At 64.8% G+C, this 17,831-nt stretch carries 10 protein-coding genes and 1 pseudogene; 4 read left to right on the forward strand and 7 right to left on the reverse strand.

What is annotated here, in order from left to right:
• Positions 1–321: 321 nt before the first annotated feature.
• Positions 322–537 carry a hypothetical protein gene (locus tag IE295_RS33285; protein WP_224323369.1) on the reverse strand — a complete coding sequence of 72 codons (216 nt, stop codon included), beginning with the start codon at positions 535–537 and terminating at the stop codon, positions 322–324.
• A 218-nt stretch (positions 538–755) separates the two neighbouring features.
• Here IE295_RS33285 and IE295_RS05090 point away from each other — a divergent pair, with 218 nt between their 5' ends.
• The 3 genes from IE295_RS05090 (at position 756) to IE295_RS05100 (ending at position 4,487) form a co-directional block, all read left to right on the forward strand.
• Complete coding sequence (locus tag IE295_RS05090; protein ID WP_190062179.1) at positions 756–1,013, forward strand: hypothetical protein; 258 nt, start codon at positions 756–758, stop codon at positions 1,011–1,013.
• A 55-nt stretch (positions 1,014–1,068) separates the two neighbouring features.
• Entirely contained in the window at positions 1,069–1,488 is a 420-nt protein-coding gene (locus IE295_RS05095; RefSeq protein WP_190062180.1) for a hypothetical protein, read from the forward strand.
• A gap of 77 nt (positions 1,489–1,565) precedes the next feature.
• On the forward strand, positions 1,566–4,487 hold the full coding sequence (locus IE295_RS05100; protein WP_190062181.1) for a CHAT domain-containing protein: 2,922 nt from the start codon (positions 1,566–1,568) through the stop codon (positions 4,485–4,487).
• Positions 4,488–4,594: 107 nt separating this feature from the next.
• Here the strand turns inward: IE295_RS05100 and IE295_RS05105 are convergent.
• Positions 4,595–4,903: pseudogene (locus IE295_RS05105) on the reverse strand (NAD-binding protein); the annotation flags it as partial.
• 159 nt (positions 4,904–5,062) lie between these two features.
• Here IE295_RS05105 and IE295_RS05110 point away from each other — a divergent pair.
• On the forward strand, positions 5,063–5,809 hold the full coding sequence (locus IE295_RS05110; protein WP_372479321.1) for a transposase family protein: 747 nt from the start codon (positions 5,063–5,065) through the stop codon (positions 5,807–5,809).
• A 572-nt stretch (positions 5,810–6,381) separates the two neighbouring features.
• On the opposite strand, the gene IE295_RS05115 is transcribed toward IE295_RS05110, so the two are convergent.
• From IE295_RS05115 to IE295_RS05135, 5 genes are all read right to left on the reverse strand, one after another.
• On the reverse strand, positions 6,382–7,665 hold the full coding sequence (locus tag IE295_RS05115; RefSeq protein WP_190062184.1) for an outer membrane protein assembly factor BamB family protein: 1,284 nt from the start codon (positions 7,663–7,665) through the stop codon (positions 6,382–6,384).
• Between the two features lie 273 nt (positions 7,666–7,938).
• On the reverse strand, positions 7,939–13,317 hold the full coding sequence (locus IE295_RS05120; protein ID WP_190062185.1) for a DEAD/DEAH box helicase: 5,379 nt from the start codon (positions 13,315–13,317) through the stop codon (positions 7,939–7,941).
• Positions 13,314–14,273: a hypothetical protein gene (locus tag IE295_RS05125; RefSeq protein ID WP_190062186.1), complete on the reverse strand. Its 960-nt coding sequence runs from the start codon at positions 14,271–14,273 to the stop codon at positions 13,314–13,316. The genes IE295_RS05120 and IE295_RS05125 overlap by 4 nt, the downstream gene beginning before the upstream one ends.
• The gene (locus tag IE295_RS05130; protein ID WP_190062187.1) at positions 14,266–16,284 is read right to left on the reverse strand and encodes a hypothetical protein; all 2,019 of its coding nucleotides are present in this window, start codon (positions 16,282–16,284) and stop codon (positions 14,266–14,268) included. Before IE295_RS05130 ends, IE295_RS05125 begins: the two co-directional genes overlap by 8 nt.
• Positions 16,285–17,084: 800 nt before the next feature.
• Positions 17,085–17,750 (reverse strand): hypothetical protein, encoded by a 666-nt coding sequence (locus tag IE295_RS05135; protein ID WP_190062188.1) that lies wholly within the window; start codon positions 17,748–17,750, stop codon positions 17,085–17,087.
• Between the last annotated feature and the right edge of the window lie 81 nt (positions 17,751–17,831).

Consider the following 17,831-nt stretch of genomic DNA (forward strand, 5'->3'; position numbering starts at 1 on the left):
AGGCCGCTTCACAGGCAGCCGCAGAGGGCGCTCCTTCGGTTTCCCCCGCCGTCTCGTTCTGCTTCCCGCCCGCCGTGGGCCGTTCACACGCCCCCCGGGTGTCATGTCCGCGCCGATCTTGAACCGCCCCGGAGTTGGCGGTTATTCCAGGCAGAATACCCGGCTACCTGTCAGTAACTAGCGTAGGGCGACGAATTGGAGAGGGCGGGTCGCACAGACAGCGCGCTGACAGCCTGTTGGGGGCTCCGGCATCCGATCACACCGGGCCCCGCGCGTTCGGCCGCGAGAGGGGCCGTTCTGCGGGCCGCTTTTTCTGGCGGTTCAGGTAGAAGATCCATCTCCGGGGGCTTCGTACCTGCCGGAAGCGTCGGCTGCGGCCAGAGGATCCTGGCTCGCCTCGTTGACGAGAATCTTCGACCAGTCGTCGACGGCGTCATCCAGGTAGGTCTGCATGGCGGCGACCGCCGCCACCCCCTGTCCGACTGCCTGCCCGACCCGCTGCTGCGAATTGACCCGCACATCCCCCGCTGCAAACACCCCCCGGGCAGGCTGGTCTCGAAGACCCGTGGCGCCTGTGGGCTGAGATGAACGTCTGTCAGGAGAAAGCGCGCTTCCTTTTCTTACTTGTAAGACTGGGCTGCGCAGCGCCCAAGATGCGAGTGGCGCAAAGGTGTGCTGGCCTGAGTGGAGGGGACGACTTCGGACAAGAGAAGTGCTGCGTTCAAGCAAACAGCGAGGGGTGAGGTCTCGTGCCAATGCAGCTACCTGCGGGCGATGACTGGTTCGATCGCGTTCCAACAATGATGGAGCAATTGGCGGAGGTACTCAATACCTTCATGCGGGCGCCAAGCGACCAAGCTGCCCGGGAGGTTCTGCGTCAGCATCCAGAGCTTCACAGTGAGCTGGCATACGAATGGCTCAGAAAAGGTATCGATGATGCCCGAAGCCAGGGCTACCCCAAAGAGGCCGAGCGCATGAGCAAACGTATGACGCTCCTCGAAAATCATCGATAGTCTTCGCTCTCGCATTTTGAGGAAACTGAATCTGGCATCGCACTGGAGGGGTCCAATGGGAACCAGCCTCATGGACGCGGAATTGCAATTCACTGAAGGAGTGCCAGAGGACCAAGCATCGGCATTTGAGGACAAGCTCCGGGCCGCCGGCTTCGACATCATTCGAACGCGTGGCGGTCTAGTCGAGGCAGTCCCTTGGCTCGTCCTTATCAGCTTGCCGCTGCAATCATTTCTGAGCAACGCCGGTGAAGATGCCTATCAAGCCCTCAAGAAGGCGGTACGAGACCTTATCAAGCCAAAGATCGACGCTGAGAACTCGGCCATACTGGAGGATGGCCTATCGGGAATTCAGGTTATCTTGGAGTCGGACCTCCCCGAGAGTGCCTACCAGCAGCTGCGCGAGCTAGATTTTCGACAATTCTCAAGTGGATCCCTTCGTTACGACCGAAATAAGCACCTCTGGCGGCTCGGATAAGACGAGTACATCGGGAACCTTCCGCGAATACATGGGGCCGGCTCCCTAGATTCATTCGTCAGGAGGGGGATTAGGAGATGACCGAGAAAGACTTTGCGGATCGCAGCTTCACTACGGAAGATCCGAAGGACGTTGCCCGCCTGGAATGCATTCTCAATGACGCCTCTATGCCCCCCGCTGAGCGTGGTCGCGAGCTGCTTACCCTTGCGGTCGACCTGACCAGGCATAACCGGAGCCTTGAGACCGCTTCTGACGCCCTGACGGCTTGCGCCTTCATTGTCCGCAATATTCCCGAAGTGCAGAGTTCGCTACACCTCCTCCGCGGCGAGATAGCCAGCAAGCAAAACAGGATAAGGGCAGCAAGGAAGAGCGCGAAGCGGGCTCTCACGCTAGCCAAAATATCAAAAGATGCAAAGGGACAGATTAAGGCATATCTACAACTCTCGGAATTGGCCTTCCGGGAGGGTCATGAAGAATCTGGACGGCGGCGCATCGGAAAGGGCCTTGATCTCGCCGCAAAGATCAAGGATCCTTATTTGCAGTACTACGGCCACCAGCTATTGGGGAAGCAAGCCTTCGATAGGGGAAATTGGCAAGAGTCAAAGGATCACTCAGAGCAGGCGGTTGAATCTGCAACTGCGGTGGGTGACCCAGAAGTGCTTGCTAACGCCTTTTATTTGCGGGGGATGGCCGCTTACGCGGAAGATGATCTCGAGATTGCTCAACGATACGCCGAAGAAGCTCGTGAGTCGGCTGCGGCTGCCCAAAATCCGTGGACCCAGGCAGAGGCTTACAAACTGCTTGGAGATCTGGCCTTCTGGAGGGGGAATCTCGACGAGTCTCGAGAAAATGCAGAGCAATCACTCAAGCATGCCATCGCGTCGCGGGATTCGCGGGCACGGGCTCATGCCTATCAGCTGATGGGTGACCTAGCTCGTCAACGCAGGGACCTTCAGCTAGCCAATAAGTACGCCCAGCAGGCACTGTGGTGTTCTGAGGCGTGCGGAGACAATGAAGCGCAAGCAAGTGCTCACGAACTGCTTGGTGATCTCGCGCGGAGACGTGGTGAGACGCAAGTGGCTCAGCAGCATGCCATGCGTTCGCTCGCCCTCGCTGAAGGGTCCGGGGATAAACAAAGACAGGCCAACGCTAATCGGGTTCTCGGAGATCTTGCGTACCTGCAAAGAGATTTCAAGAAGATGATGCAGCATGCCCGGAGGGCATACTCCCAGGCCCAGGCCGCTGGTGATCGAGTGGGTCAAGCCAATGCCGAGACACTGATGGCTCGTTCGGCCATCGAAGACGATGATTGGGCCAAAGCACGGATACACGTCGAGCAGGCGATTGTCTTGAAGCTAGCTGCCGGAGACGCGGAGGGCACCGCATCAGCGCAAATGATGCTTGGCCACGTGCTGGCTAATGAGGGACCGCAGGTTTGGCCGGAGGCATTGAAGAATGCTCTTGAGGCGGTACGTGTTCGCGAGCGGCTCCGTGCAGAGCTCGGTAGCGCGGCCGCGGAGCGTGCCCGCTATCTCGCCGCTACCTGGGAGTGGGATCGGTTGCCACTGCAGTTGGCCTCAGATATTGGTGACGGCTGGGCAGGCTTTGAACTCATGGAGCTAGGTCGAAGCGAGGCACTGGCCGCGCTTCTTCATCGTTACGCCGGCGGTGAGCAGGAGCTGCCAGATGGAGTGAAGTATCTTCTGGCCGAACTCGAAATTCAACAAGCGATGGCCGAGACGGCCCTCGGCCCACACATGAGTGGTCGAGAGGCAGGGCTTCCGCATGTTGACCGCCCGTCGGTGGAGGCGCAGATTGCGCAGCTTCACGCGAAGCTCGCTGCCTTGGCAGGAAACGCATTCCAGCAAGTGTTTACCGGAGTCCAGACCACACCACAAGAACTGCGAAAGCGCATACCACCCGGCGTGCATGTCCTTTTGTTGCGGCTGTTGCCTGCCAACGGATTGGGTGCACGGTTGCTGTATTCGGTATGGGTGCCGCCAGATGCCAACCAACCTCCAATCATTCGGCAACGGTTCCTATCCGATGAAGAAGATCGCTGGTTGACTGAACTCACAGCCTCCGGCCCAGGAGGAAGACACACCGCAGGCAGGCGGCTGTTGAGGGATGCCATGCACCCGTGGCGCCGAGACCTTGCGATGAAATTGCTACCCGATGAGCTTTATGCACTCCTAAGCGACGTCGATCCTGAAAGCGATACTCCAGCACCCACCCTGCTTATCGCACCGAGCGGAGAGCTATGGGGTGTGCCATTTGCAGCCCTAGACGTGGCTGGTCGTTATCTTCTTGACCGTGCAGCCCTCACGCTGCTGCCATCCTTGCGCCTATTGCCCGAGGCTTCCACCACCCCCTACGGGGCACATCATCCTGACCGAGCCTTGGCCTATATGGCCGGAGTGGCTGCACAGCCCGAGCGCGAGCAACTGCTATACGACTTTGCAGACCGCTTGGAGGAGGTGCTGGACCCAGAGGAGCTGGTGGAGAAGCTGCGCTCCGGTGACCGTTACAAGCTCGCGGTCCTGGCAGTACATGGGGACGACAAGCTCGGCCTGGAACAGGGCCTCCTGCTGCGAGCCAGGCCCCGCCGTCGCCTGTCGGCCGCGCAACTGCTCGGCCTGCGTCTGCCCGTGCACCTAGTCCTGGGCTCCTGCTGGTCCGGGCGTCTATCGCCAAATCCGGGTGAGGAGCCGATCGGTCTTCCGACGGTAGCCCTTACCCGCGGCGCTGTGACACTCACAACCGCGCTATATCCAGTACCCGATAAGGCCACAGGGAGAATCCTTGCTGCCTACTACCAGCAGCTGTCTACCAACATCCCCGCCCCCCACGCATTGCGCAACAGTCAGCGCAGGTATGTCGCTGATACGTCACGTGGTGCGCTACCCGACGAAAGAGCAGAGCTGGGATCTGCTCCTTGGTATTGGGCAGGTCTTACGTTGCTGACCACCGCACCGGGGCAGCAGATAGGTAATTTCTGATGCCAACCTGATTCCTGTCGAATGAGCAGCATTCCGAGGGTAGCCGTGGTTCGGTTGCGGGTTCTGGTCAGGTGGTCTACTGTAGCGTCGGCGCTATCGTCGTCTAGCTATTTGGTGTTGGGGAGGCCGTTGATCAGCACATGCACCAAATTGGCGGCAATGATGGTTTCGGGGTCGGAGCTGGGCATAGAGCTCTCTGAGCGAGTCCGGTAGGCGACTCCCTCGACTTTTTCCTCGCCGATTAATTTCACCACCTCGGCAGGCCAAATGGCCGAGATCCTTAGGGTATTGATATCTGTGACCAGCGTGGCATTCATTTCGCGATTCCAGCCGATCAAGGTCACGGAGGCGCAGCCGGCGGCGCGGAACTCCTTGGCGGCCTCGGCCGCGCTGTCCCCGGCTCCGATGATCACTACCTGCTTGCCCCCGGCACTGAACCTCTTTCAACCTGTCCCGCGAGGGTGAACGGGCAGGTCAGAGGTGGTGGTTGGTGACACAGCAGAGCCCCTTGTCGTTGGGGTGTTGATCTCACTCGACACCGGCGCCAAGGGGCTCTGTTGGTTCCGTATCCTGCCATGCTCGACGTCCCCTACGAGCTGGTCGAGCATGTCTCGTGGCTGATCCATGCCCGCCGGCGTGAGCTGAAGTCGCCGTGGCGGAGGCTGGGTTGTTTCAGGCAGGCCCTGCTGGTGCTGGCGCATCTGCGGAAGAACGAGACGTTCGCGCAGGTCGGGGCCGGTTTCGGAGTGTCGGAGTCCACCGCCTGGCGGTACGTGGACGAGACCCTCGAGGTCCTGGCCGCGTGGGCCCCGGGCCTGCGCGAGGCTCTGGTGGGCCTGGGTGAGGGGGACTTCGTCGTCGTTGACGGCACGCTGATCCCGACCGACCGCATCAGGGTGGACGAACCGTACTACTCGCAGAAGCACAAGAAACACGGCATGAACGTCCAGGTCGTCGCCCGCCCGGACGGCACACCGCTGTGGTTCTCCCCCGCGCTGCCCGGGCGCACGCATGACCTGACCGCCGCCCGCGCGCACGGCATCGTCCTGGCCTGCCTCACCAGAGAAATCCTCGTTCTGGCCGACCGGGCCTACCAGGGTGCCGGCGCCACCGTCCGTACTCCGTACTACGGGCACCGCGAACTCCCCGACCACTACCAGCGGTTCAACCGCGTCCACGCGCGACTCCGGGCGCCGGGCGAACGCGCCTTCGCCCGGCTGAAGTCCTGGCGCATCCTCCGCCGGGCCCGATGCTCCACCAACCGCATCAGCCGCATCGTGCAGGCCGTCCACGCCCTTCTGACCTGCGGCTATTCAGGATGAAAGAGGTTCACTGACAGCGCTCCAGTCCGCCCCTGCCGCAGCCATGGTTGCGAGCCGCACACTCGATCACCTACGAGATCGATTTCGTGCCGATTCGCTTTACGTGCCATCTCGACCACAAGAAGGCCTCGCCGTTGGCGTTCCCTCCTACGTCAACCCGGCCGTCGTGGGTCTCAGGATTGGAGCGACCGTGCTGGCCATTGGTGCTGGCCATCAGAGTATGGCACCCGCAGAGCCCTGCGTTGACGATGGCGATCGGGCATGCCGTCCAGGGCCAGGCGAAAAGCCTGCCACACGAAGCTGTATTCCCGCTGCAAAACATGCTGTGACATCTCATCGCTTTGATGCCCTCCCGTATAGATCAGCCTTCGCCTCTTCCCCAGGGCTCTGCCCGGCAAATGAACACGCCACCGTTCAGTCGCAAGCCCGCGGGTGGCGTAAAAATTCACTACCACCGTAGACTCGGCTGGAAGATGCCTCCCGCCGTCGTGTTGGAACGGCATCCATGGAAAAGTGACACAGCCAGTCGACGGAGTCGCGCTCGACGACGAGCGCCGAGCGACGGTCTTGGTTCAGCTGGTAGCGGGGTGAGCTGTAACGGTTCCGTCCTCCTCCATCGTGAGGCCGGTATAGCCGTTGACCAAGCCCGGGGCCAGGCCGGGGGAGACATTGGCATCGGCGCCGGTGCGGGCGTCGAGTGCGATCGCGCGCCTTTGGGCGGTGCCGTAGGCTCTGCCGTTCCATACAGCGGTGATCGTCGGGGCGATGCGATTAGCCGCTGCGTCCGGAAGCTGCCAGAGCTGCTTACCTGTTGTGGCGTCGACGGCGAATACACGTTTGTCGTCGCTGTAGTTTTTGAAGTCGCCTGAGCAGACGGTTACGGACTTACCGTCATAGGTGCATGTGATGTCGGAGATGTTGTCAATGTCGTTGAGCACTTTGCCGGTGCGGGCGTCGAGAAACTTCGCGAAGTACCGGCCTTGTGTGTGCTGACGACCGGAATACTGCAGGAGGTTCGGCCCGGCTGTTGCAGCCCTGACGTAGGTAGCCCCCTCGGGGTCGGCCCAGGCCTGTTCGCCCGTGGCAAGATCGAGGGCCTTGAGGTGACGGTCGCTGTCATCCCCCTCCAGCACGGTCACCGTGCTGCCGACCACCGCTGTGGCAGCTACATTCTTCTGCCAGAGGGACCGCCGGGTGCGAAGATTCACTGCGTAGGCGGTGGCTTCGTTGAAGTCGGATCTGGAGACTTGCACAAGGACGATGTCTGAGTGACCGCCGACCACCTTGACCGTCAGATCACCGAAGGCCTTCTGAGCCCACTCAGGAAGCTGCAGGTTTGTGCTCCATTTTGCGGCAGCGGAGCTTGCGTCGACGACAATGAGTTCCACTGCCCGGGTATCAGGGGTGGTACCGGAGCCGGGGATGCGGACTGCGAAGGGGACGGCGACGTCGCCGTTGTCGCTGATGAAGGGCGGCCCGGCGAGTTCCTCGCTAGGAACCGATTGTCTGCTGACCAACGGGTTTTGTTGGGGGAGGACCGTGGTCACTCGCCCATTGCCGGTGTCGACAGCTTGCAGGTCGTACGGTGAGGCGATAAACGCCCGGGTGTGGTGCAGGGTGATCGGCGGTCTGCCATGCCACCCCTGCCCGCTTCCGAATGTGGTTCGCTGTGTGCCGTATGCGGCTTCTTTTGGAAGGGGGACGCCGGTCTCGCTGAATGTCTGAGGTGGATCGTAGCTCTTACGCGTATCTTGTTTACGGTTCGAGGATCCGTCGCCTTCGACCCCGCTGGCCGAAGGGTTGCTGCCGCCGCATCCAGCGACGAGCACAGCCGTGCAAGCAGCCGCTGCTGTCATGATGGCACGCCGTAATATCAACCTCAGACCCTTCTGAACTCACGTGAGGCCACAAGCCGCACACCAGCGCTGATCATAGTTCGGTACCTCTGAGCTGGCCGGGGGTAGTTGTCATGCGCCTGTCATGTGATGCGAGCCTCGACTGCGACTCCGAAGGTGGTGCCGCCAGCCAGGTCGGCAAACACCGCCGAGCCCAGTGTCTTCCCCTGCCTGCGGGGGTGACCTGGAAGAGGGGCACCCCCGCCGACTGTGTGTGATGGACAGAGCGTGTGTTCAGGGTTTCTGGAGCTGCTCGATGATCTGTATGGGGCTCTTTTCCAGTGTGAACCAGTCAGCGACGATGATCCGGCCTGCGTCTTGCGTGTGCTCAAGTGCGGCGTCTAGCGCCGGCTGGAGGTCGGCGCTGACCAGATCCTGCTCGCACATGTGGAGCGGGTGCTTCGCTACCACGGCGTGGGGACCGCTGCGCGACGTGAAGACCAGCCCGGGCAGATCCCCGTCAAGGAGAGTGCCCTTGCAGAGATTCTGCAGGCCGGCCAGGGACCGGCGGGCGCGGTCGGTGGAGGTACTGGCGAGGCCCCGGGAAAGGACGGTCAGCAGGTCTCCGGCCAGCCGCCAGTCGAGCAGGGGGTGGTAGGCCATATTGGAGTAGTCGCGCAGGCAGCGCGGGCATGAGGACGTGCAGATCGCCGCGTGTTCCGTGTGCCTCAGTGCGTCCAGGTAGGTATGGACGGCTTGCATGTAGTCGGCGATGACCTGCGGGCTGCCGAGATGGGTGCTGAAGCCTGCGCCGTTTTCCAGGGCATCGGCAAGGAAGGCATAGGCGACATGGCCGTCTGGGTGTGGTCCGGGGTGGATTCCGGCCAGCAGTTCCTGTCGGCCGACGTCGAGGAACTGGGCGGCCGCGCTGCGCATGAGGAACGCCAGCGAGTACCAGGCCGCCCGCCTGCCCTGGCTGATGTCGCTGCCGCAGGCGGGGGGAGCGGGCGTGAGGTTGAGGCGGTAACCGTTCGCCTGGTCGATGGCGGAAGTAGGGCCGAGGAAGAAGAAGTCCGTAGGCAAGACCGCCCCTAGGGCCACCTGCAGCGGGTCGCCATGGCTCGGGCCTGCGGCATCGGCAGCAAGATACCCGCCCCAGTTGTCTGAGGCGCGGCGCAATGAGAACAGATTGCCGTTGTTGTCGTTGACGACGTACCTCTTGCCCGGGCCGGAGTGGACGTGTGCCCCCTCCCAGGAGGTGAAGCGGAGAGCCGAGAGGTCTGCAGCTGCCCGGGACGAGATGGTGTAGGGGGACCAGGCGAAGACTCCGTCGAAGTCGCGCGGCTTGCTGGCGCGGAACCCGGCGGGTTCCCGCAGGTCGACGACGCTGTAGTTGTCGGCGTTGCAGAGCGGGCAGGGCCCCTCGCCGGACGGCGTTTCCGCGACGTGGTTGCAGACACGGCACAGGCCCACAGTCTTTGAGTGTTCCAGTGGTTCAGCGACAGCCTTCGCTCCCCTGGGCGTGGGTTTGAATTCGGTAATGCCAGTGACGGTGAATACCTTGCCGTCCTTGACGACCTCGCCGCCCGGTGCGAACTGTGAGACGGACATGGCGATGTCACGGTCGATGGTCTCGCCGGGCGGCCAGGGAAACCTCTTTTGCGGGACTTCCAGGTAGAGCTGTCTGACGCGGGTGGGGAAGCCGAACATGGGCAGCACGCCCGCATGTGCCAGCCGCTCGCTGAGTTCCTCGGCGCCTGTGGGCTCGCTAGCCACGTCCGTGATGCGCCGCAGCAGCTTTTCCTGCCATTGCCTGCTGAGGATCTTGGTGGACTGGAGCGGGGTGAAGGCAGTGAGGGCCTGTGCCGTGGCAGTCAGGAGGCCGCTCTGCTGGGCGAGCCAGTCCTGTACGGCGGGCAGGGCGTCGGCCCAGTCCTGGGCCTTGCCGAATTCGCCGTGCACGCTGGCCGAACCGCCGTGGCGGCCGAGGTGGCGGAAGGCGAGGCGCAGAATCTCAGCGGCCATGGCCCGTTCCAGGATCTCCGGGCGCTCGAGGGTGAGGTAGGGCGGGGGCGTGGGGTCGTTGGTGATAGCCGACGGGTTTGCGAAGTAGTGCTCGTCGTGGCTGCGGCCCCGGCAGATGGTGAGGGCGGCGGCGACGGGGGAGGACCGGCGGCCGGCGCGTCCGACCCGCTGCTGGTAGTTGAAGCGGCTGGGCGGCATGTTGGCCATCAGGACGGCGGAGAGCGGCCCGATGTCTACGCCGGCTTCCATGGTGGTGGTGACGGACAGGAGGTCGATCCCGTGCACGAGAGGGACTTCGGGCGGGTCGCTGAGGAAGACTTGCTGGAAGCGGGCTTGGCGGGACTGGGCTTCGATGCGCTCGGTCTGGCCGGTCAGCTCGGCGCAGTTCAGGCGGAAGGCGGCTCGGTCGCTGGCGGCCTTCCAGGCGTAGTAGTCGTTTTCTTCGGGGTTATCGTCGGGCACTGGCTGGGTGGGGAGCTCGCTGCGGCATCGCGTGCAGATTCCGGCGCTGGGTGTGAGGTGCCGGCGTCCGCAGTGGGGACACGTCCAGGAGTGGCGAGGGGAGGGCTGTACGGCCGTCTTCCGCGGATCGATGAGGTATTCGCGTACTGTGTCGCTGCCCCAGGCCGCCTCCGCTGCGGCCTGTACGTCGTCGAGGTCCATGCCCCGGTACTCTGCAACGCTCTTCCAGTAGTCCCGCAGCCGTGCCGGGGGCTTGTCCCTGGGGTCGCGGAGATTGAAGAAGCGGCGGAGCTCGGCAAGGATCCGCAGGCTTGCGCGGCCGAGCCCGTCAGGGTCCGTTGTGACCGACGCGGGGGTGACCGAGCCCATGCCGAGGGACTCGATGTCGCGGCCGGCGCCGGAGAAGAGGGCTTCGAGGGTGTTTTCCAGGAGCCCGTCCTCGGAGCTGAGGGCGGCTTTCTGAGCGTCTGAGGTACCTGCCTGGAGCGCGGGAGGCTGTTGCCCCCAGTCGAAGAATTCGTGCCAGGCCCGGTCCCCGATGCGCTGCGCGCTCGGCTTCGGGCCTGCGGGATTGACTCCGAGGGAGAGCAGGCGCGTGTTGACGTTCACCTTGGCCAGGGAGTCGAGTGTGGGAGGGGACGAGAGTCGTGCTTCCGCCACGGCAGCTGCAGGTTCATCGTCATCCATCAGTGCCACACGCAGGGCGTCCAGATCGCTCTTGTTGCGCGCGCCGAGACGCTTGATCGCGGCGGTGGTCTCTTCGGACCGCATTCCCCGTGCATGGGCGCGGACGGCAGCCACGTCCTCTGCGGCGGTGACGGAGGTCCGCAGTTCGTCCAGGGCGAGAAGACGGACGAGGTCCTGGTAGTGGCGCAGGGCCATGCCTGCGGAGAGCTTGGCGGCGTCCTGCCGGCTGTCGGTGAAGACGATCAGTTTGCGTTCGGCGGGGTCGGTGAACTGCTCGGCCAGTTCATCCGACAGCACTTGGTTGATCTTCTCGAAACCGGTCCTCATCGTCCGTACGGGTGAAGTCAGCCGTGCGGGGTCCGTGATGGCTCTGCGCGTGCGGTCCTTGCTGTAGAGGCGTTCCCAGTCGGCTCCGCAGCAGGGGCTGCGGGTGGGGAAGGGCGGCAGGGAGGAGAGGGCCAGCTTGGGCTGGCCGGTCTTCCTGTCGACAAGTGTGCTGACGTGGAAGCTCCAGCCGGTGGTTTTGGTCCCCCCGTTGCTGAGATGTCCGCTGGCGGGGTCATAGGCACTGCGCCGGAAGGCGAACGTGACGTTGCCGTTGTCGGCGGTCCACTCGGCGTCGTCGTCAGCGCGCTGGGGCTTGGTGGAAGGCCAGTAGACGATGTAGTTGGCTGCCGTGCGGTCTTTGCCGGTCTGGTCGGGGATGCGGGAGAGGTCGGGGCTGTCAGGCAGCAGGACAGACTTAAAACGTCCGCGTTCGGTGGCGTTCTCGGGGGCATAGCCGCCGAGCATCGCCTCGCCGCAGGACTGGCAGTAGAGCAGCTCCAGGACGCGGGCGCCGCAGTCGCAGGAGGTGCGCGGGACGGAATAGATCTTGCCGACCGACCGTGCGGGGTGCTGGTACGAGGCGTGGACCTCGGGGCATTGGGGGTCGGTGCAGGCCCACATGCCCGCGATGTTGCGGAAGAAGAGATGGATGCGGATTCTGGGCAAGCCGCTGGTGCCGGCAGCCGCTGCAGCGCGGATGGCGGTCGCTGTTCCGCGCAGGGCCAGGCTGGCCTCTTCCTTGCTGCTGGAGGGGAAAAGTTTCCGGGCGAGGGAGGCGGCCGCCATGGACGGGACGGAGGGTGCGCTGGATCCGGCGGCGAGTGCGCTGGTCAGCGCCTGTGCTGCGCGGGTGGTGGCGAGCATCTGGGCGGCCTCGGCCGGCTCAGGTTCAGTGCTGGAGTACTCCGCCAGCTTGGGGGCGGCCGTGGAGATGTCGGCGGGGCCCTGGGCGCGGGGCGCGGCTTCGCCCGGGATGAAGTGGAAGGAGCTCTCTTCGGCGGCGAAGAATTCCTGGAGGAAACGGCGGTCTGTGTAGCGTGTCTCGTCCAGCGAGGCAGACGCGGCGAGGATCCGGAGCTTGTCGGGGCGCCCGCTCAGGCCGAGCCGGTGCACGAGATTGCGGATCAGGTACGCAGTTTCGGTGCCTTGCGTCCCCCTGTACATGTGGAGTTCGTCCAGCACCAGGGTGAACCGGGCGTCATCTCTCGAGGCCAGCCACTGCGCGGTGCCGCGGAAGAAGTCCTCGTCGCGGCTGCGCTGGAGCATCACGTTGAGCATGGAGTAGTTGGTGATCAGGATGTCGGGAGATGCGTCGTACATGTCCCACCGGCTACGCATCTCCGCGCCGTCCAAGCGGGGTGCGAAGTAGCGGGTGTCCTCTTTTCCGCTCTCTTCTGCTGCCTTGCCGGCGCGCTCGCTGCGGGCGGCGGTGGCCTTGAGGTAGTCGCGTAGCTCGTCGAGGGCGAAGGACTGGCCTGGGGTGCCGGTTACGGGCGTACTGCCGGTGAAGCGCCCGAAGTAGAAGCGGTGGCCTTGCCGGTGCTTCCTGAGCCACTCGCGAGCCAGGTCGCTGTCCAGGGCGCGCCTGAGCCTGACGAGCTGGTCGTCGACGAGCGCGTTCATCGGGTAGAGGATCATGGCCCGGACTGCGGGGAGATGTCCTGTCTCGCCCTCCCGCTGCGGGCGGTAGTCCGCTGAGGCCCGTTCCCACCATGGGTGGTGTCCGGCGGGGGCACCCTTCCAGTCGCGTGACTCGCGCAGCAGGTCGGCCAGGATGGGCAGAAGGAACGCTTCGGTCTTCCCGGATCCGGTGCCCGCGGTGATCACTGCGTTCTGCCCCGCGGGCATGGTGCTTGCCAGGGCCCGTTCCTGGTGGGTGTAGAGCTCCATGCCCTTCTCGAAGAGCCCGCATTCGGCGAATTCCGCCAGCTCTGAGGGGGCGCCGGCAGCCTTGGCTGATTCCGCGAGGCTGCGCCCGGTGAGGGCGTATTCCGGCCGGAGTTCGACGAAGGGGTCGGCATAGACGCCGCCGGGCTGGTCGAGCAGGGACCGGCGCTCTGCCTGGAGGGCGTCGTCGCGGAGCCGGAAGGCGGTGTCGTAGTAGCGAAGGTAGGCCTGGACCAGGGCGTTGTGTGTGGCGAAGGCGTCCAGGCCGGACGGGGGCGTGCTCATGCGGTCTCCAGGCGGCGGTGCAGAGTGCGGGCGATGCGGTCAGCGATGTGGAAAGGAACGCCGTCGTAGTGTTCTGTGTCTGCCGTGCGCAGGCTCGCGAGTCCTGTGCACAGGACAGCTGTGCGTTCGTGCGGCAGAGGCAGGGGAGCCCTGAGGTCGGCAGTCAGGCGTCCCAGCGTGCTGCGTCCCAGGCGCCTGGCCTCCTGATCGGCCTTCCATCGCAGGGGGAAGGCCGACGGGCGGAGCACGTGGTGGATTCCTGACCTGCGGTCGACGCTGTGCCAGGTCTGCTCCGTGGGAGGGACGGAGGTGTTCTGATGGCCTGGCGCGGCCTGGCGGGAAGGCTCGCGCAGGAGCGCGTAGCGGTCCAGCCGGCCGAACTGGGTGTACTTGTACAGGCCGGGTACGGGTCGGCGGCCGGTGAGGTTCACGGGGCTGAACCGGCCTGTGACAGGGTCTAGCAGTTCGGCCGGGCTGTCGCGTGCTGGAGGGGCCGTGGCCGGCCCCGGGGTGAAGGGGCTGAGGGACCTGGCAGAGGACTCGGCCGCACACGGTACGACTGTGGCGCTGATGGCTGCGGCGAACTCATGGAGCCGGGACGGGTCCGTGTACTGCAGCCATACGGCCGCGGGCAGGGGGAGCTGCGAGTTCTCTGGCTGCTGTGGCATGACCACCGCCCCTCGCTCGCGGTAGAAGCCCGGAGCGGCGGGCCGGGCGCCGGTGAGCACGGCGGTCTGGGTGTTTCCGGGCAGGTCTGTGATCTCGCAGGGGTTCGCGGTCCACTGGCCGCCGCGCCAGTCGATGGTGACGGCACCGAGCGCTTCGAGGCGGCTGAGCCACCGGGTGACGGGCCGGCCCTCGCGGCCGCTGGCCCATGAGGCATCGCGGATGAGAGCGCGAAGAGACCCGGTGCCCTGGTCCGCCATCCAGGAGATGAAGAGGTCCGGGTCAAACACGTCCGAAACCCCCTTGCGGGAACTGGCTCAGGGCAGCTTCCCGGTAGCGCCGCCACAAGGTGGCGTACGGGACGCCTGTCGGGCTGAAAAGAATGATCTTGCTCCAGAAATCCTTGGCGGCGAGGCTCAGAGACCCGATGTCCGGTTCCTCTGGCCGCAGGAGGATGACGGAGGGTTCCCCGGACGCAGAAATGATCACTAGCCATACCGCTTCGGGCGGGACCGGCACGCGTGCTGTCCCGCCGCCGCAGAGGCCGGAGGCCCTGCCCTTCCACCACGCAGGCTCCTGCGGCCGCGGGATAGTGAGGAAGCGTCCTTGCGCGGTCAGGAAGCGCGCGTCCCCGCCCAGCGGAACGGCAACGGTGTCCGCTGGCGTGCCGGAAACAGGGGCAGCCGGGGCGCCTGCCTGGGGTTCCGCGCCCTGCTCCAGATAGAAGGTGATTTCCGAGCCGTCGGCGCTGAGCACGTGCTGTCCCGTGGCCAGGCCTTTCCCGCGCAACGCGACCAGGCCTTCGGCGGGCACGGCCAGGGGCTGGCCGTCCAGCATGACCAGTCCGGGCTCCCGGAATTCCTGGGGGACCATCACGTCGGGCTCACCGCCCAGCAGGAAGAGCGACCGTTGGCGCCATTCCGGCTTTACGCGCAGTCCGTTGCGCAGGCTCAGCCGGCGTCCCGGGACACAGCGGACGTCCTGGACACCGGAACGGGCCAGCGCCGCGGTCAGCGCTGCCTCGTCGCTGAACTGCAGCTCGGGCGTAGCTTGCCAGCCCGGCATCGGGACAGGCTCAGGGCGGTACCACTGTTGGCCGGTATCGGCGAGGAGCTTGTGGAGCTGGCTCTGGCCATGCGGGGTGAAGAGGAAAACGTAGGGCTCGAACACAGTCAGCACGTCGGTCTCTGTCCAGCCCCCGGCGACCGGGTCTTCGCGCAGTGCCAGGACATCACGGCCGCTTTCGATACGCACGGCAGTCTTCGCCCCGTACGCGGTGAACCCAAGCCGCAGAGCACTGGCCGGACTGGGTATCGCCCCCGAGAGCGCATACACCTGGCCCCCGGCCTCCGGCATGAGTTCCAGAGTCCCGCCAGGGTGCTTGAGGGAATCGCTCTCCACCTCGGGCACGGCCTCCGCGTGCCAGCCCACCTCCCACCCCGCGAAAGAGTCCTCTTCGAGGACCACACGCAAAGGCACCTGGAGGAGGCCGTCGGCACGTCCATACGCGACGGTCCCGTCCCAGCCCTCGAGCAACGCAACCAGCAAAGGCTCCAGCAGGGACCTGTCGGCATCGGAACCGAGCGCCTGACGCAGCCCCTTGGACAGGCCCTGCGGATAACGGAAGCTCCACAGCTTGAGGTCCCGCAGCAGCTGCGCACCGTCCGCCCGCTGGCCGGGTGACAGGCGTGCTGCCTGGAAGAACCGGTTCAGGGCCGTGTGGTCGGAGGCCCTGACCAGCGCCTGGGACTGGGCGTAGCCGATCTTCGTGTAGGTAGGGTCCTTCCTGACCGTGCTGATGCCACGTGCTCCACCCTGCTCCCGGAGCCATTCGTCCAGACACTCCCACTGCTCAACGATGGCGCCGTAGTGGACCTGAAGAGGCTTCTGGTGCTGCCCGCCGCCCCAGGATGGCCGGAGCACTTCGGCAAGGCGCGCGTAGTACGCGGAAGCCCCGGGTCCCGCCGTGGTCCGCCGCATGCTGGCCGCTGCCAGGACGGCCGCTGCCAGGAGCGGCAGGCAGGGGGGCGGATCCTCGCGCTTTCCGCGGCCCCAGATATGGCAGCGGTCGGCAACCGGCCGGTACGGGTTCCCGTGCCAGGCCAGTACAGAACTGACCGCGGTGCCGAGTTCCTCGACCTCGTCCTGGCCCTGAAGGGTGAGCAGTTCCGCCTTGTCGATGAAGAAAAGGACCGGAGCATCCTTGCGGTCCTTGCTGAAGAACTCCCTGGCCAGGCGGGACTGCCACCATTCATATGCGGACCAGCGGCTCTGCGGCTGAATCCCGGGTTGCGCAGTCATTCGTCTGATCCGCGGCTTGAGCCAGCCCTGGCTGCTGAACCTTCAGCCCAGCTTTGCGCAGGCAGCACAACAACCGCGCGCACGTGCATGACACAGCCCCCCACGTCATCAAACCGTGCTGATGAGCAGACAGCACGCCACAGATTTATCATCTCGACGCTGTCTGTTCATAGCTGCGGGGCACCTTGAGCGGGAGACGTAGCCAGTTTGTTTAGGCGATTGCTCGAAGAACGCTCGAGTGTTGCTGTGCAGGTGGATGATGGAGGGATTTTCTCAGCTCTGCCAGACCAGCCCGGCGCAGCCGCCAGAGAAATACGGGCTGCTCCGGGAGGTGAATTTCGGCCAACTTCCGTCGGTCTTGAGACAAGAGTGCGAGGGTGGTGCCGCGAGTAGTCAGCCAATGGCGCGGGAGGGAGAGTGGGACGCCGTCTCGGATGCAGCAGGCAGCCTCTGCCCTAGTGGGGCACCGGGGCACTGGGCATGCACGGACAACCAGCCTCGGGCCTGGCTTGGCTACGCCCGGCACGCCGCCCGTTGGGCACCGGGCGACGACGAGCGGTACCGGAGCTGGCTTGAGACCAGCGTGTACCGGCCCCCGCTGTCGCCGCCGGCCCAGAGGTGCTCGCCACGGCAGGGGAGCAGCTGGCGGCCGGCTTTCGGGTGTTCCTGGAGGAGTAGGCCGTGCAGTTCTCCCGTATCTCGGGTCAGCGCGACGTTGCTGCAGGTCAAGTCTGTGCAGCGTGAGGGGCGAGGGACGTGAGGCATGTTGTGCCGACCCGAGATTCGGACGGGGCCAGGTTTCAGGTGGTGATGCCGGGGGCCGGGGGCTGGCCGACGAGGTAGATCCGGTTGCGGAGTTCCGTCTCGGCCCAGTCCAGGTCAGCTCGTAGGTCGAGCCAGACCCGGTCCTTGCGGTTGCCGGGCTGGTCGAGTCCGACGGCGACCCAGGAGAAGGCGCCCTGGAGGATCTCCCGCTTGCGTCCAGGGCTGGTCACGGAGAGCGCGAAGGGCAGGGCGATGCCGGCCCGGGTGACGATCACGTGGCTCTCATCGTCCGGTTGGGGGCGGCCTCCGGTGAGGTAGCGCGGAACGTCGAGGACCTTGATCCACTCCAGAACCGCTCCAGGGACCTGTTCGTCCAAGATTTGCGCGATGGAGTCGCGCACTGCAACGGCGGGCTGGTCACCGAGCCAGTCCAGCCAGTGCTCGGAATCCGTGAGCTTGGAGAAATTATCCTTGGGCGGGCCGTAGTTCGGATTCTCCACGAACTCGCCGGTCAGCTTCCCGTCTTCGCTGACCTGCCAGAAACCCTGGACGGCTTCCCCCGGGACGTAGCCGTTGGGGTCGCCGATGAGGTCAGGGTCGATCGCCGCAACCGACCCACCTGGGTTCGCAGCCGCCTCCGCGACGAGCTCGGGTGGAGGCGACTGCAGGATGCGACGCCTCTCGGCCGATATGTCCCCCATGTGAATACCCCTTTGCCTGGTTGGTCCGAGGAGGCCAGCACCGCCCCTCCTGGGCATACTTCCATGATCGCTGCCGACCGA

This window comes from Streptomyces griseocarneus (assembly GCF_014655595.1).
GTDB lineage: Bacteria > Actinomycetota > Actinomycetes > Streptomycetales > Streptomycetaceae > Streptomyces > Streptomyces griseocarneus.

Coding starts and splice junctions, on each gene's coding strand:
- IE295_RS05090 (WP_190062179.1), top strand. CDS start 756: ATGCAGCTACCTGCGGGCGATGACTGGTTCGATCGCGTTCCAACAATG.
- IE295_RS05095 (WP_190062180.1), top strand. CDS start 1,069: ATGGGAACCAGCCTCATGGACGCGGAATTGCAATTCACTGAAGGAGTG.
- IE295_RS05100 (WP_190062181.1), top strand. CDS start 1,566: ATGACCGAGAAAGACTTTGCGGATCGCAGCTTCACTACGGAAGATCCG.
- IE295_RS05110 (WP_372479321.1), top strand. CDS start 5,063: ATGCTCGACGTCCCCTACGAGCTGGTCGAGCATGTCTCGTGGCTGATC.
- IE295_RS05115 (WP_190062184.1), bottom strand. CDS start 7,665: ATGACAGCAGCGGCTGCTTGCACGGCTGTGCTCGTCGCTGGATGCGGC.
- IE295_RS05120 (WP_190062185.1), bottom strand. CDS start 13,317: ATGAGCACGCCCCCGTCCGGCCTGGACGCCTTCGCCACACACAACGCC.
- IE295_RS05130 (WP_190062187.1), bottom strand. CDS start 16,284: ATGACTGCGCAACCCGGGATTCAGCCGCAGAGCCGCTGGTCCGCATAT.
- IE295_RS05135 (WP_190062188.1), bottom strand. CDS start 17,750: ATGGGGGACATATCGGCCGAGAGGCGTCGCATCCTGCAGTCGCCTCCA.